Origin of the sequence: Ensifer sp. Root1252 (genome assembly GCF_001425885.1) — a bacterium.
Classification (GTDB): Bacteria; Pseudomonadota; Alphaproteobacteria; order Rhizobiales; family Rhizobiaceae; genus Ensifer; species Ensifer canadensis.
On record NZ_LMDT01000015.1, the window covers coordinates 119,259 to 134,287 of the forward strand.

Sequence of the window (15,029 nt, forward strand, 5' to 3'; positions counted from 1 at the left end):
ACAAGGCGGAAACGCTCTATCGGCAGTAACGATATCCGTTCCCGCGCTCGATCACGTCGAGATGCAGGTGCGTCTCATGCGCCGCGTCGCTGCCCGGATCGAGCACGGTCTTGAAATACAGGCAGGCCGAAGCGGTGATCGCACGCTGGAAGGCGCCGGTCATGGTGCCATCCTCGTCGCGAGGCTGGATCTCGATGGTCTTGCCGTCGCTGAGCGTGAACGAAGCGATGTCGACGGCGTTGCCGTGGGCATGCTCTGAGATCTTGCCTGTCGGGGCGTTGTTGCGCAGGCGGCAGATATAGGTGGAGGCCTGGTTCAACATCTTGACGGTCGTACCCTTGGCAAACGCCACGTCGGCCGCCGGCTGTACTGCTTCCTTGGTCCAGCGCGCCAATGCCAACGCCGCCTCGCAGCGCATCAGCCCCTTCGGCGCCAGTTTCACGTCGGGCAACACGCTTGTCACATCAAGCGGCTTGTCGATGCCGCAGCCCTTGCCATCGTCGATCCGCTTGGCTTCGGTGAAAACGGCACCCAATGCTTTCAGCTCCGATAGGCACTTGGCGTATTCGGTCGGGTTCTCGTTTTCGACCGGCGGGTAGATGACGGGGGGCTCTTCCGCCTTGTAGTCAGTCGGCTTGTCCGTGGTCTTCTCCTCGCTGGCGGCGTCGCCCTTCTTGCCGTCGGCTCCCTTGTCGCCGTCCTTCTCAGTTTCTGTGCCTTCCGCCGGCTTCGGCTCAGGCGTTGGCGCTTGGCTGCCCTGTTGACCGCTGGGAGGCTGCTGGTCCTTGTCTTCGTCACCTTCCTTCACCCGCGTTTCCGGCTTCTTTTCAGGAGCGGGTACCGGCGCCTCGGCCTGTGCGTCCGCAGGTGGTTTGGGTAGGGGAAGGGGGCCGGTTTTGGGAAGGCTCGCGCCTGTGAGGAGCAATGTCGACAGGAAAATCAGGGGGATATGGCAACGCATGCGTTTCCTTTCACATGTCCGCGAGGGCAGGCCTCGACGGGGAGGAACGCATGGGAAGCCATCTGGTTTCATCGGCTTGATGCAAAGAGCGTTGCAGTTCGGCAACGCCCCGAATTGGGACGATCCCATAAATTGTTGGGGAGGCGTTTCTATCTTGACAATAATAGTCATGTTTTTTATGCGGCATAAATGAGGCGACGCAATGTCGCCACGTATTCGAACCCCACGCCCAGCCAGCCCCTTGAGTTCGCCGCTCAACAGCAAGCCCGGCCCATGAATTCAAAAGGATTGGTCCATGCTCAACCGGCACCGTCGCCTGGCACTTTTGGCGTGCACGACTACACTTGCTCTTTCCGCCGCCTCTGGTGCCTTCGCGCAGACCGCGACGACCGCGCCGAAGGCAAACGAACAGAATGCCGAGGCCGCCAAGAAGGGCGAGACCTTCCTTTCGCCGATCGTCGTCAAGGGCGCGCGCACCAGCGACCCCTATGCAAAGGCCGGCCCGGTCAGCGTGGTGACGACCGACCAGATCGACCTGCAGTCCGGGCTTGAAACCGATGACCTGCTGCGCGGTGTTCCCGGCACGTCGACGGCGAACAATCCGCAGAACCCGGGTGTGGCCGTCAACATTCGCGGCTTCGAAGGTTCCGGTCGCGTCAACATGATGATCGACGGCGTGCGCCAGAACTTCCGCTTCACCGGTCACGAAGCGCAAGGTCTCGCCTATTTCGACCCGGCGTTCCTGTCCGAGATCGACGTCACCCGCGGCGCCGTCACCGGTGTCGGCGGTGGCGCATTGGCCGGCTCGGTCAACTTTAGGACCTATGACATCGAAGACCTGATCCAGGACGGCAAGACCTATGGCGGCATTGCCTCCGCCACCTATGGCACCAACGGTGCCGGCTGGTCGGAATCGCTGATCGGCGCCTACCGCTTCAACGACGTCTTTTCGGTACTGGGCGGTATCAGCAAGGCCGACCCTGGCAATTACGACAACGGCAATGGCGTTCAGGTGCCCTATACCGAGGAAGACCTGCTGTCTGGCATGCTGAAGTTCGAGATTACGCCGGATGAGGATCATACCTTCAAGTTCAGCGGCATCACCTATGACAATGACTTCTTCGCCAACTCCTACTTCCAGAACGTGAAGAACCAGACGCTGGCCGCAAGCTATTCCTATACGCCAGACAACGAACTCATAGATTTCCGCGCCAACGCCTATTGGAACCGGTTGAAGATGAAGTACGACACCGACGTCAGAGGTGGCGGTACTGCCGCCGGCCGTCAGATCATCGACACCGGCAAGGGCTTCGACATCTCCAACACCTCGCTGTTCGATCTTGGTGACGTTGCGGTCAGGGCCAATTACGGCGTCGAGTATTTCCGCGATGATTACGACGTCATCAACAGCACGGCGCGGCCGAGCGGTGGTGTCAACGGTGGCGGTCGCAATGCCACGACCGGCGTCTTCAGCACGACGACCTTCACCTACGGTATCGCCGACCTGACGGCCGGGCTGCGCTACGACCACTACAGCCTCGACGGCTCGGGCGCCGTTGTCGCCGGCAACCCGATCGGCCTTCCGGCAGGTCCCTACACAGTTGACAAGTCCGATGGACACCTCAATCCGAGCATCACGCTTGCGCTCAACCCTACGGACTGGTTCCAGCCCTACGTGACCTACGCAGAGACCTCGCGCCCGCCGACGGTCAACGAAACCTTTGCCGGTGGAACACACCCGGGCTCTAGCGGTCAGTCCTTCTTCCCCAATCCGTTCCTGGAGCCTGAAATCTCCAAGGGCTGGGAAGTTGGTGCCAACTTCTCCTTCGACGGTCTGCTCGACTCCAGCGATAGCCTGCGTGTGAAGGCCAACTACTTCCACAACAGGATCGACAACTACATCACCGCGGCAATGCTTGGTGGCGGTCGCCAGATCTTCTTCGTCAACAACCCTGGCACGTCGACGGTTCAGGGCTTCGAACTGCAGGCGGCCTATGATGCAGGCTTCGTCTTCGGCGACCTCGCCTATACCTATACCGACAGCAAACTGCCATCGCAGATCAACGGTTTCGGCGTGCAGACCTACCTGCCGGACACTATCGTCAGCGCGACGCTCGGCGCCCGCTTCCTCGAAGATCAGCGCCTGACGGTCGGCACGCGCTTCTACGCGGTTTCGAGCGCCGACGTCGGTGCGATCAACCGCACGCCGCCGACCGTTCCGGGTTACGGGCTGGTCGATATGTTCGCGAACTACAAGTTCGAGAATGGCTTCGAAGTGACGGCAACGGTCACGAACCTGTTCGACAAGGCCTACACGCCGTCGTCGAGCACCATTGCCGGCAGCACGATCGACACCGGTCGCGGCCGGACCTTCCTGGTCACGGCGAAGGCCAAGTTCTGATCGATCGCAGACGAGCTCCAGTCGGAAAGGCGGCCCTTCGTGGCCGCCTTTTCTTTTGCTCCTGCGGCGGCACTTTTTCCCGCTTGCGCAAGGCTGCAACCCGCGCTAACACTTTCGCCCATGACAAATGCACGCAACATTTCGATCTGGTGGTGGGCTCGCTGAGGCGGCCTTGACCAGTCATGCGTGATTGAGACATCAAGCCGCCCGGAGATTTCGAGGCGGCTTTTTCGTATTCTGGCCGCGTGGAAAAACCGGGCTTTTACGGAGCGAGACGAATGGCAACGGTAATTCTCGAAGACGGCGCGGAAAGCTATACCACCAGGGGCGGGATCGTCGTCACCCGCAGGCGGCGCGAAGCCTCCTATGCGGATTCGATTTCAAGCTATGTCGACAGGCTGGACGAACGTCGCGGCGCGGTGTTTTCGTCCAACTACGAATATCCGGGCCGCTACACGCGCTGGGACACTGCCGTCGTCGACCCGCCGCTCGGCATTTCCTCCTTCGGCCGCTCGCTCTGGATCGAAGCCTATAACGGCCGCGGCGAAGTGCTGCTGTCGATCATTTCGGACCATCTGAAAACCGTCGCCGACATCACGCTCGGCACCTCGACGGCGACCCGTCTCGACCTGACGATCAACGCGCCCGACCGTGTCTTCACCGAGGAAGAGCGCTCGAAGATGCCGACGGTCTTCACCGTGCTTCGGGCCGTCACCAACCTCTTCCATTCGGCGGAGGATGCGAGCCTCGGCCTTTATGGCGCCTTCGGTTACGATCTCGCCTTCCAGTTCGACGCCATCGAGCTGAAGCTGAAGCGCCCGGACGACCAGCGCGACATGGTTCTGTTCCTGCCGGATGAGATCCTGGTCGTCGACCACTATGCCGCCAAGGCCTGGATCGACCGCTATGACTTCGCCAAGGACGGTGTTTCGACTGAAGGCAAGACGGAGGAGATCGCCAGCGAACCCTTCCAGACCGTCGACATCATTCCGCCGCATGGGGACCACCGGCCCGGCGAATATGCCGAGCTTGTGGTCAAGGCGAAGGAAAGCTTCCGCCGCGGCGATCTCTTCGAGGTCGTTCCCGGCCAGAAGTTCTTCGAGCGCTGCGACAGCAAGCCGTCGGAGATCTCCAAACGGTTGAAGGCGATCAACCCGTCGCCCTATTCCTTCTTCATCAATCTCGGAAACCAGGAATACCTGGTCGGCGCCTCGCCGGAAATGTTCGTGCGCGTGTCCGGCCGCCGCATCGAGACCTGCCCGATTTCCGGCACGATCAAGCGCGGTGACGACCCGATCGCCGACAGCGAGCAGATCCTGAAGCTGCTGAATTCCAAGAAGGACGAGTCCGAACTGACCATGTGCTCGGATGTCGACCGCAACGACAAGAGCCGCGTCTGCGTTCCCGGCTCCGTCAAGGTCATCGGCCGCCGCCAGATCGAGATGTATTCGCGCCTGATCCACACGGTCGACCACATCGAGGGGCGCCTGCGCGACGATATGGACGCCTTCGACGGCTTCCTCAGCCACGCCTGGGCCGTCACCGTCACCGGTGCGCCGAAACTCTGGGCGATGCGCTTCATCGAAGGCCACGAGAAGAGCCCGCGCGCATGGTATGGTGGCGCCATCGGCATGGTCGGCTTCAACGGCGACATGAACACCGGCCTGACGCTCCGCACCATCCGCATCAAGGACGGCATTGCCGAGGTGAGGGCGGGCGCGACGCTGCTCTACGATTCAAACCCGGAAGAAGAAGAAGCCGAAACCGAACTGAAGGCCTCTGCCATGATCGCAGCCATTCGTGACGCGAAATCCGCCAACAGCGGCAAGGCCGGCCGTGACGTCGCCGCCGTAGGCGCCGGCGTCAACATCCTGCTTGTCGACCACGAGGACAGCTTCGTGCACACGCTGGCGAATTACTTCCGCCAAACGGGGGCAACGGTGACGACGGTGCGCTCGCCGGTGGCCGAAGAGATCTTCGACCGGGTGAAGCCGGATCTCGTCGTGCTGTCGCCGGGACCCGGCAACCCGAAGGATTTCGACTGCAAGGCAACGATCAAGAAGGCGCGTGCCCGCGATCTGCCGATCTTCGGCGTCTGCCTCGGCCTGCAGGCGCTTGCCGAAGCCTATGGCGGCGATCTCAGGCAGCTGGCGATCCCGATGCACGGCAAGCCGTCGCGCATCCGCGTGCTCGAACCCGGCATCGTCTTCTCCGGCCTCGGCAAGGAGGTGACCGTCGGTCGCTATCACTCGATCTTTGCCGATCCGTCGAGCCTGCCGCGCGATTTCATGATCACCGCCGAAAGTGAAGACGGCACGATCATGGGCATCGAGCATACCAAGGAGCCGGTGGCAGCCGTGCAGTTCCACCCGGAATCGATCATGACGCTCGGCGGCGATGCCGGCATGCGCATGATCGAAAACGTGGTGGCGCATCTGGCCAAGCGGGCGAAGGTCAAGGCCGCCTAAGAAACGAACCGCAGACAATCAGGCGCCGCCTCCGTATCAAAGGGCGGCGCTTTCGTTGTCGGGCTGGCAGGTGCCTTCATGGGGCGCTTGGCGCGCCCGGAATTTCGCAGCGATCGGCAAACAGCCGCTCGCTGAGGAAATCGACGAAGACCCGGACCTTGGGCGAGAGGTGCCGGTTCGAGGGCCAGAGAAGGTGAAACTGGCCGGGTGCGTTGAGATGGGCGTCGAGCACCGTTTTAAGCGCGCCGTCGGCAAGCGGCCCGCGCGCCAGAAAGTCCGGCATGCAGCCAATGCCGAGACCGCTGATCACGGCGCCACGCAATGCCTCCATATTGTTGCAGGTCAGCACTGTGCACATCGGCGGCATGGTGCCTGACATGACAATCGGCCAGTCCTGCAGTTTGCGGCTGTTGGGAAACCGGAAGCGGATTGCCCGGTGACCATCGAGATCCCGTGGGCATTCGGGCGTGCCGTGATCGGCGAGGTAGCTTGGGGCGGCGCAAAGCAGAAGCCGGAACGGGCGCAGGGCTCTCGACATCAGCCGGGAATCCGGCAAATCGCCGCTGCGGATAGCGACATCGACCTCCTCATCGATCAGGTCGACGATGCGATCGTTGAAATCGAGATCGAGTTCGACTTCGGGATAGCGCTCAACGAATTCCGGCAGCACCGGCAGCAGCAGGTGATAACTGACGATCGGAACGCTGACGCGCAGGCGCCCGCGTGGAGCCGCGACGGCTTGGGCTAGCGATGCCTCGGCATCGTCTAGATCGTCGAGGACGCGACGGCAGCGCTCGTGAAACAGCCGCCCTTCCTCCGTCAGCCGGATGCTGCGTGTCGAGCGTTGAAACAGGCGAACGCCAAGCTGTCTCTCGAGATTGGTCACCGCCTTGCCAACGGCCGAAGCGGATAGGCCAAGGACCCGTCCGGCAGCGACAAAGCTGCCGAGATCGGCGGTTCGAACAAAGGCCGTCAGTCCACCCAAGCGATCCATTGCCTCTCCTATTCGAGCGTTTTTTTCCGCCAAGAGTGGAATGATGGCGGTATTTCCCAGCCATTCTGTCCAATCTATCCTCCTCAAGTCAATCGATACCCACCGACCGGCGACCGGTCGCCTCACGAAGTGCGACCGGCGGGTCCTTCCTTGCTCGAACACATCGGGACTGCAAGACATGAGAGAAAAGACCAGGAGTAGGAGCAACGCCGGACGGTTGTGCGTTCTTGTTGCTGTTTGTTGTGCGGCCGCCGCCATGCCGCTGACCTTCACCGGGCCGGCGGTGGCACTGCCCGCGATCAGCCGGACGCTGGGTGGAAGCCCGCTGGCGCTCAACTGGGTCACGAACGCCTTCATGCTGACCTTCGGCAGCACCCTGATGGCGGCGGGCGCGCTTGCCGATAGCTATGGCCGCAAGCGCATGTTCCTCGGCGGGCTTGCAGCCTTCGGCCTGTTCTCGCTCGGCCTTGCCTTCGCCAACGATATTGTCTTGTTCGACATTCTCAGGGCCTTGCAGGGTGTCGGGGCGGCGGCAGCGTTTTCGGGCGGCATGGCTTCACTGGCACAGGAGTTTGAAGAGGGGCAACGGCTGCGGGCGTTCAGCGTCGTCGGTGCGAGCTTTGGCGTCGGCCTGGCATTTGGCCCCATTGCCTCCGGCCTCGTGGTCGAGGCGCTCGGCTGGCCGGCAATCTTCCTGCTTGTCGTCGCGCTCGCGGCCTTTGCCTTTGCGCTCGGTGCCGTTTTCCTGCGGGAAACGCGCGACCCGAATGCGGGCGGCCTCGACTGGAAGGGGGCGGTGACGTTCACGCTGGCGCTGGCATTCCTGACATTTGGCATCCTGCAGCTGCCCGAGGCCGGCTGGAGCGATCCTTTCGTCCTCGCTGTGCTGGTAGCTGCGGTTGTCTTCTTCTTTGTCTTCTACCGAATCGAGCGTTCCGTGGCGCGGCCGATGCTGGATCTGTCCTTGTTCAAGTATCCGCGCTTTGTCGGCGTACAACTGCTCGCGGCGGCGCCGGCTTATGGTTTCGTCGTGCTGCTCATTCTTCTGCCGGTGCGGTTCATCGGCATCGAAGGCATGAGCGAGATTGCCGGGGGGCGGATGATGATTGCGCTCTCGGCTCCGCTGCTCCTCCTGCCGATCGCCGCCGGTCTGTTGACGCGCTGGTTTGCGCCGGCCGTCATCTGCGGGACCGGATTGCTGGTTTCAGCCGCCGGGCTTGGCTGGCTCAGCCAGTTTCCCGTGGGCTCGGCGCCGGGGCTGCTGGTCCCACCATTGCTGCTCGTCGGCATCGGCATCAGCCTGCCCTGGGGTTTGATGGATGGGCTGGCGGTCAGCGTGGTGCCGAAGGAGCGGGCGGGAATGGCGACGGGTATCTTCAGCACCACCCGTGTTGCGGGCGAAGGGATCGCCCTTGCGGTGGTGACAGCGCTTCTCTCTGTCTTCACGCAGATCAAATTGGGGTCGGCAGCCGGCGGCCACGCCGCCGATGTCGCCCAGAGGCTCGTCACCGGCAACGTGGCTGCGGCCGGCAGCATAGTGCCGTCGGTTGAGCGCCTTGCACTGCTTCAAGCCTATAGCAGCGCGTTCGGGACGCTGCTCTGGCTGTTGACGGCCATTACCACGGCAACGGCCGTGGTCGTCTTCCTGTACCTCGGCAAGGGCGCCGAAGAAGTCGAAAGCGCCGAAACCGATCTGATGCCGGGTACGATTACGGACCCTTAAAAAACGGGCAGGAGCCGAACGCACCTTTGACAAGCCCGCATCGATGGCACATATGTTTCCCATTGACCGCCTGCGCGAAATTCGCGCGGGCGGTTTTGCGTTTCAATGGGCTTGCGTTTGCAACTCGTTTGCATCTGCATGAGGAATGAAGAAGATGTCTCTATCCGATAACCGAACCGTCCTGCGGCTTGCCTTCTGGGGCATTCCGCTTTCTCTGGCTGTGCTGGGGCTGAAGCTGCTTGCCTGGTGGCTTACCGGCTCGGTGGCCCTTTTGTCGGATGGTCTTGAGTCGACAGTCAATGTGATTGCGGCGGTGATCGCCTATCTGATGATCGGCTATGCGGCGAAACCGGCGGATGCCGGCCATCCCTTCGGGCACCACAAGGCGGAGTATTTTTCCGCGGTTATCGAGGGCGTGCTGATCGTCGTTGCCGCATTGCTGATCGTCTGGGAAGCGGTGCCGGCGATGATGGCGCCGGTGATGTTGGAAGCTCCGGCGCTCGGCCTGGCGATCAACTTTGCTGCTGGTGTCGTCAACGCCATCTGGGCCTATGTGCTGATCAGCGCCGGTCGGAAGCATCGCTCGCCGGCTCTCAGCGCCGACGGCCATCATATTCTGTCTGACGTCGTGACCTCGATCGGCGTTTTGATCGGCCTTGGTCTTGCCATTGCCACGGGTTACGCGATCCTTGATCCCTTGCTGGCCGTCATCGTCGCCTGCAATATCCTGTTCCAGGGCTGGATGGTGATCTCGCGGTCGATTGACGGGTTGATGGACCGGGCGGTGCCGGCCGAGGAGGAGGAGGCGATCAAGCAGGCGATCGCCGCCAACGGCAAGGGCTCGCTTGGAGTGCACGATCTCAAGACCCGCCAGGCAGGCCCGGTGATTTTTGTGGATTTCCACATGGTCGTGCCGGAAATGATGCCGGTCGGCGAGGCGCATGATATCTGCGATCGCATCGAGGACGCGATACGCGCCGTTCACCCCGGCGCCAAGATCGCGATCCATGTCGAGCCGGAAGGTGAAAAGGCGCACGGCGTGCGCGTAAAGGTAAGTGGAGCACCACGCAAATGAGCAAGACTGACGTATCCGGCCTGTCGCAACTGGGCGCCAAGGTCGACCTGCCGCAGAGCCCCGACGAAGCGGTGCTCGAGCGCGTGCCGAGCGGCAATCAGGGCGCGGACTTCCTGGTGCGGTTCACCGCGCCGGAATTCACCTCGCTTTGCCCGATGACCGGCCAGCCGGATTTTGCCCACATCGTCATCGACTACGTGCCGGATGAATGGCTGGTGGAATCGAAGTCGCTGAAGCTGTTCCTGCATTCCTTCCGCAATCATGGCGCCTTCCACGAGGACTGCACCATTGATATCGCCAAACGGCTGGTCAGCCTGTTGTCGCCGCGCTGGCTGCGCATCGGTGCCTACTGGTATCCGCGCGGCGGCATTCCGATCGACGTTTTCTGGCAGACCGGCAAGCCGCCGGAAGGATTGTGGCTGCCCGATCAGGGCGTGCCGACCTATCGCGGTCGCGGATAAAAATGGCGGGCATGACCCGCCATTCCCCGTTCGTTTCGTCAGCCGAAGATCAGGGCCGTGCCGGCAAGTGCCGTAAGGCCGCCGAGAATGCGCGCCAGCGTGCCGCCGCCTGAGAGGCGACCAAGCGCCACGCCAAGGCCGATGCCGGCCGCGTGAAGGGCGGCGGTGGCAAGCATGAAGCCGATGGCGAAGGGAAGGGCGCCGGCGCTGCCGAGTTCGCCGCCATGGGCATGGCCGTGAAAGAGCGCGAAGAGGCCGACGACCGCAGCCGACGCGGCCGCATCGAGGCGCACGGCCATTGCCACCAGCAGGCCCAGCGCGACAACCGAGGCGAGGATCGCGGGCTCGACAAAGGGAAAATGGATGCCGGCCGTTGCCAGCGAAAAGCCGGCCGCCATCATCGCGACGAAGGCCGACGGCACGAGCCACAGCGCCCGGCCGCCGATCTGTGCGGCCCAGAGGCCGACGGCGACCATGGCCAGGATATGGTCGAGGCCGAAGAGCGGATGCGAGAAGCCGGCGGCAAACGAGCCGTGCTCATCAGGGTTGAGGTGAGCGAAGGCCGGTGCCGCGGATGCCATCAGCACGGCCGCTGCAATCAGGATGCGTCTGTTCATATCTGTCCCCATGGATCGACAGGACCTGGGAGGGAGCCCTGTCCTTGCAGTTTTTTGACCGGCTCGATCTTATTGGGCTCTGTGTCTCTGTCCATACGGCATTTGGCGGTGGCGCCGTTTACCATAGGCGCAGTGCAATCCGCTTCGCCCTTTGTCGCCCTTTCGGTTTGTTGCATTGTCTTCGCTGTCGAGTCGCATTATCTGACTTTGACAAAGAAATTCATGAGACGCCGGAGAACAACGGATGAGCGACGAGGAAGACAAGAACACCGAACTGCCCTTGGGCAAGGAAACGGAGGCGAACCTTTTCAAGTCGCGCTCGATTTTCATTTACGGCACCATCACCCAGGAGTTGGCGCAGAAGGTTTGCTCGCAGCTCGTGGCGCTTGCGTCGGCCAGCGATGACGACATCCGCCTCTTCGTCAGCTCGCCAGGCGGCCACGTCGAATCCGGCGACAGCATTCACGACATGATGAAGTTCGTGAAGCCGAAGGTCTGGACGATTGGCACCGGCTGGGTCGCGTCCGCCGGCGCGCTGATCTATGTCGGCGTTCCCAAGGAGCGTCGTCTCTGCCTGCCGAATACCCGCTTCCTGCTTCACCAACCGTCGGGCGGCACCCGCGGCATGGCTTCGGATATCGAGATCCAGGCCCGCGAAATCATCAAGATGAACGAGCGCCTGAACAAGATCTTCTCCGAAGCGACCGGCCAGACGGTCGAAAAGATCGCCAAGGATACCGAACGTGACTATTGGCTGTCGGCTGAAGAGGCCAAGAACTATGGCCTCGTCTCGCGCATCATCACCTCGGTTTCGGATATCTGAGACCGATATACCGTCGGCAACGGCGTTGAAATTGCAAAGGGCATCGGCGGCAGCGCCGGTGCCTTTTTCGTTTGGCGGGGCTCGCGCCAGAGGGATGGTCGCACTCCTCACGTTTCCGCACGGGCATGCCTTGCTCCGGTTCGGCAAGCCGTGTATAGGCTTTGTCATGACCAAGGCCAGCGCATATCGGATCGCTACGATCTCTGCCGCACACGATGACAATCGTGCGCCGCTGCACGCCTTCGCCTCGCTTCTTCTTCTCGGCCTTACTCGCGGTTGCCGGGTTCGCTGAGGAGCGCCCGGCGGCCGAAAAAGCCACGCCGGCAGATGCTCCTCGAATCCAATAGAGTTTTAGGACAAACGCGCGCCCGCCACGGCATTTGCCATCGCAATCCGATCCCCGATCGGTTATGGCAAAGCGGCCAGAGCGCTCAGTGATGAAGAGAAGCTGCAATGATCCAGAAATCCCATTCCATCAAGAACGGCATGCCGGAAGCGGCGGTGAAGTATCAGCCTTACCCGCAGATCGCGCTCGCCGACCGGACCTGGCCGTCGAAGACCATTTCCCAGGCGCCGATCTGGTGCTCGGTCGACCTGCGTGACGGCAACCAGTCGCTCGTCGACCCGATGGGCCATGACCGCAAGGCGCGCATGTTCCAGCTGCTCCTGGACATGGGCTTCAAGGAAATCGAGATTGGCTTCCCCTCGGCCTCGCAGACGGACTTCGACTTTGCCCGCTGGTGCATCGAAGAGGGCAATGTCGCCGAAGACGTGTCGCTGCAGGTGCTGGTGCAGTGCCGGTCGGAGCTGATCACCCGGACCTTCGAGGCGCTGCAGGGCGCCCATAAGCCGATCGTGCATTTCTACAACTCGACCAGTGAGTTGCAGCGCCGGGTGGTGTTTGCCAAGGATGTTGCCGGCATCAAGCAAATTGCGACCGATGCTGCCAAGATGATCACCGACATGGCCGCCAAGGCCGGTGGCGATTTTCGCTTCGAGTATTCGCCGGAGAGCTTCACCGGCACCGAGCTGGAAGTGGCGCTGGAGATCTGCAACGCGGTCACCGCGATCGTCAAGCCGACGCCGGATAACAAGCTGATCCTCAATCTGCCGTCGACCGTCGAGATGGCGACGCCGAACATCTATGCCGACCAGATCGAGTGGATGTGCCGCAACCTCGACAATCGCGAGAGCCTGATCATTTCCCTGCACCCGCACAACGACCGCGGCACGGGCATTGCGGCGACGGAGCTCGGCCTGATGGCCGGTGCCGACCGCGTCGAAGGCACGCTGTTCGGCAATGGCGAGCGCACGGGCAATGTCGACGTGGTGACGCTGGCGCTGAACATGTTCACGCAAGGCGTGGACCCGCAGCTGGACTGCTCCGACATCGAGCGGATCAAGGAAGTCTACGAATATTCCAACCAGATGGTGATCCCCGAGCGCCATCCTTACGTCGGCGAACTGGTCTACACGGCCTTCTCCGGCTCGCACCAAGATGCGATCAACAAGGGCATGAAGGCGATCAAGACCGCCAACAAGCCATTGTGGGAAGTGCCTTACCTGCCGATCGATCCGCGTGACGTCGGCCGCTCCTACGAGGCGATCATCCGGATCAACTCGCAGTCGGGGAAGGGCGGCATCGCCTATATCCTGCAGGAAGACTACGGCATCAACCTGCCGCGCAACCTGCAGGTGGAGTTCCGCGAGGACATCCAGCACATCACCGACGAAGAAGGCAAGGAGCTACCCTCCAAACGCATCCATGAACGCTTCATCGAGCGTTATGTCGAGCAGCCCGGCGCGCGCATCAAATTCGTCGATCACAACACCTATCCGGTCGGCGAGCACAAGGGCGTGCGTGTGGTTTCGGCCGAGATCACCGACAACGGCGAGCTCAAGCGCATCGAGGGCAAGGGCACCGGTCCGATCGACGGTTTCATTAACGCGCTGTCGATCTATCTCGGCGTCGATCTCTCGGTCGCCGACTATTCCGAGCATTCGCTGCAGCACGGCTCGAACGCAGCCGCCATCGCCTATGTCGAGATGGAGCACCCTGATGGTAAGCTGTTTGGCGCCGGCATCAACACCAACATCGTTGCAGCCTCGCTGGAAGCGATCGTCTCGGCTGCCAACCGCGTGTTGGAAATGAAACGTAGCTGATCATCAAAACGCCGCGCGCCCTGAGGACGCGCGGCGTTTTCGATCGGTACTTGACGCTACCCTCAATCACGGCTCGCCATGGTGGGGGCTTCAAAGTCCATTTGCGGGCTGCGGTTAAGCCTGCCGCGCCTTGCGGTTGGCGTAGCGCCGGTCGCGCTCGGCCTTGCGRGCAGCCTCGTCCTCGATCACGCGTGAAATGCGGTTCTTGTCGGCGGCTTCGCGCGCTTCGGCCTCAGCTCTTGCAGCAGCCGTGAGTGCCGCCTCGCGNGCAGCCTCGTCCTCGATCACGCGTGAAATGCGGTTCTTGTCGGCGGCTTCGCGCGCTTCGGCCTCAGCTCTTGCAGCAGCCGTGAGTGCCGCCTCGCGCTCAGCGGCCTCGGCCTGCAAGCGCTCGCGCTCCTCATTCTTTACCCGTTCGCGTTCGATGCGCCGCTCTTCGCGGGCTGCAGCGACCGCCTGACGCTCGGCCTGGCGGGCGAGTTCGGTCGGTTCTGCGGCTTCCTTTGCCGCGCGGTAGGCTTCAAGAAGCGCTTTCTTCGCATCGGCCGCGGCGCTGCGACGGTCGGTGAGTTCACTGTTTCTGATGTTTCTCAAGTCTCTATTCCAGTTGAGGTGTCACCCTGACTGAAAGTCAGGTTTTTCTGACGCGTTTCGAAGCGGGGGCGGCAGCCGCCGCCAGGCGGTCCTGYAATTCCTTCGCCAGCCGCGCTTCGCGCAGACGCAGGGTCTTCTCTTCGCGAGCCTGGACGATGGAGTCGAGTTCTTCAACGGCGCTGTCGCGGGCAAAGAACTGCGATTGCTCTTTGGCAAAGGCGATCTCGGCCCGCTGGCGCGATTTGTTGTGTGTCTCTGTCATGGGATATCCCCGACTTTGGCGCGCGTCTACGGTGTTGCACGTCACTCCCGATGCATAATGCAGTTGCGGGATCGTGCAGTCGGCGCGCGGAAATAAAAAAGGCCAGGCATGTTGCCTGACCTTGATGGGTATCATGCTCTCGACAGTGCCAGTACATCCGTGGTCAAGGGAGAGCCGATACCGATTTAGGCTGCCTGCAGATTGCAGGCAGACATCTTGCCCGACTTGTTGTCGCGCTCCATGTCGTAGGCRAYCTTCTGGCCTTCGACGATTTCGCGCATKCCAGCRCGYTCGACGGCRGAGATGTGRACRAATGCGTCCGGACCGCCGTTGTCAGGCTGAATGAAGCCGAAGCCCTTGGTGGAATTAAACCATTTAACTGTGCCAGTGGTCATGATGAACCCTTTCATAGCATATTGAATGACCGCCGCGCACAAGCGCTGCGGATGAAGATAGCGATTTTTGAAAGGAAGGTTCGTCAGGGCGC

The 15,029-nt window shown here is 61.9% G+C and carries 13 protein-coding genes and 1 pseudogene; 8 read left to right on the forward strand and 6 right to left on the reverse strand.

Translation table 11 applies throughout. The features are described from left to right. Positions 1-16: 16 nt before the first annotated feature. Positions 17-961 (reverse strand): extensin family protein, encoded by a 945-nt coding sequence (locus ASD02_RS37145; RefSeq protein WP_025427976.1) that lies wholly within the window; start codon positions 959-961, stop codon positions 17-19. A gap of 295 nt (positions 962-1,256) precedes the next feature. Between ASD02_RS37145 and ASD02_RS18175 the strand changes: the two genes are divergently transcribed. The 3 genes from ASD02_RS18175 (at position 1,257) to ASD02_RS18180 (ending at position 5,830) form a co-directional block, all read left to right on the forward strand. Next, entirely contained in the window at positions 1,257-3,362 is a 2,106-nt protein-coding gene (locus tag ASD02_RS18175; protein ID WP_025427975.1) for a TonB-dependent hemoglobin/transferrin/lactoferrin family receptor, read from the forward strand. A gap of 120 nt (positions 3,363-3,482) precedes the next feature. Next, positions 3,483-3,527 (forward strand): trpE operon leader peptide TrpLE, encoded by a 45-nt coding sequence (gene trpLE, locus ASD02_RS39225; protein ID WP_178385073.1) that lies wholly within the window; start codon positions 3,483-3,485, stop codon positions 3,525-3,527. Positions 3,528-3,640: 113 nt separating this feature from the next. Further along, positions 3,641-5,830: an anthranilate synthase gene (locus ASD02_RS18180; protein WP_025427974.1), complete on the forward strand. Its 2,190-nt coding sequence runs from the start codon at positions 3,641-3,643 to the stop codon at positions 5,828-5,830. Positions 5,831-5,906: 76 nt separating this feature from the next. Here ASD02_RS18180 and ASD02_RS18185 read toward each other — a convergent pair whose 3' ends face one another. After that, complete coding sequence (locus ASD02_RS18185; RefSeq protein ID WP_025427973.1) at positions 5,907-6,824, reverse strand: LysR substrate-binding domain-containing protein; 918 nt, start codon at positions 6,822-6,824, stop codon at positions 5,907-5,909. A 178-nt stretch (positions 6,825-7,002) separates the two neighbouring features. Between ASD02_RS18185 and ASD02_RS18190 the strand changes: the two genes are divergently transcribed. From ASD02_RS18190 to queF, 3 genes are all read left to right on the forward strand, one after another. Continuing rightward, positions 7,003-8,547 (forward strand): MFS transporter, encoded by a 1,545-nt coding sequence (locus ASD02_RS18190; protein WP_025427972.1) that lies wholly within the window; start codon positions 7,003-7,005, stop codon positions 8,545-8,547. A gap of 154 nt (positions 8,548-8,701) precedes the next feature. Further along, the gene (locus ASD02_RS18195; protein WP_057206125.1) at positions 8,702-9,622 is read left to right on the forward strand and encodes a cation diffusion facilitator family transporter; all 921 of its coding nucleotides are present in this window, start codon (positions 8,702-8,704) and stop codon (positions 9,620-9,622) included. Continuing rightward, a complete protein-coding gene (gene queF, locus ASD02_RS18200) occupies positions 9,619-10,083 on the forward strand; it encodes a preQ(1) synthase (protein WP_025427970.1) in 465 nt (154 codons plus the stop codon). The genes ASD02_RS18195 and queF overlap by 4 nt, the downstream gene beginning before the upstream one ends. Positions 10,084-10,121: 38 nt before the next feature. Here the strand turns inward: queF and ASD02_RS18205 are convergent, their stop codons facing one another. Beyond that, positions 10,122-10,700 carry a HupE/UreJ family protein gene (locus ASD02_RS18205; RefSeq protein ID WP_025427969.1) on the reverse strand — a complete coding sequence of 193 codons (579 nt, stop codon included), beginning with the start codon at positions 10,698-10,700 and terminating at the stop codon, positions 10,122-10,124. A gap of 244 nt (positions 10,701-10,944) precedes the next feature. Here ASD02_RS18205 and ASD02_RS18210 point away from each other — a divergent pair, with 244 nt between their 5' ends. Together ASD02_RS18210 and leuA are read left to right on the forward strand one after the other, a co-directional pair. Next, the gene (locus ASD02_RS18210; protein WP_025427968.1) at positions 10,945-11,523 is read left to right on the forward strand and encodes an ATP-dependent Clp protease proteolytic subunit; all 579 of its coding nucleotides are present in this window, start codon (positions 10,945-10,947) and stop codon (positions 11,521-11,523) included. Positions 11,524-11,976: 453 nt separating this feature from the next. After that, positions 11,977-13,686 (forward strand): 2-isopropylmalate synthase, encoded by a 1,710-nt coding sequence (gene leuA / locus ASD02_RS18220; protein ID WP_057221004.1) that lies wholly within the window; start codon positions 11,977-11,979, stop codon positions 13,684-13,686. 268 nt (positions 13,687-13,954) lie between these two features. Here the strand turns inward: leuA and ASD02_RS39810 are convergent. From ASD02_RS39810 to ASD02_RS18235, 3 genes and pseudogenes are all read right to left on the reverse strand, one after another. Next, positions 13,955-14,280 (reverse strand): annotated as a pseudogene (locus tag ASD02_RS39810) (DUF6481 family protein); the annotation flags it as partial. Between the two features lie 37 nt (positions 14,281-14,317). Continuing rightward, positions 14,318-14,542, reverse strand: a complete 225-nt coding sequence (locus ASD02_RS18230; RefSeq protein ID WP_025427964.1) for a hypothetical protein — start codon at positions 14,540-14,542, stop codon at positions 14,318-14,320. A 185-nt stretch (positions 14,543-14,727) separates the two neighbouring features. Continuing rightward, a complete protein-coding gene (locus ASD02_RS18235; protein ID WP_057258475.1) occupies positions 14,728-14,937 on the reverse strand; it encodes a cold-shock protein in 210 nt (69 codons plus the stop codon). Positions 14,938-15,029: the final 92 nt, after the last annotated feature.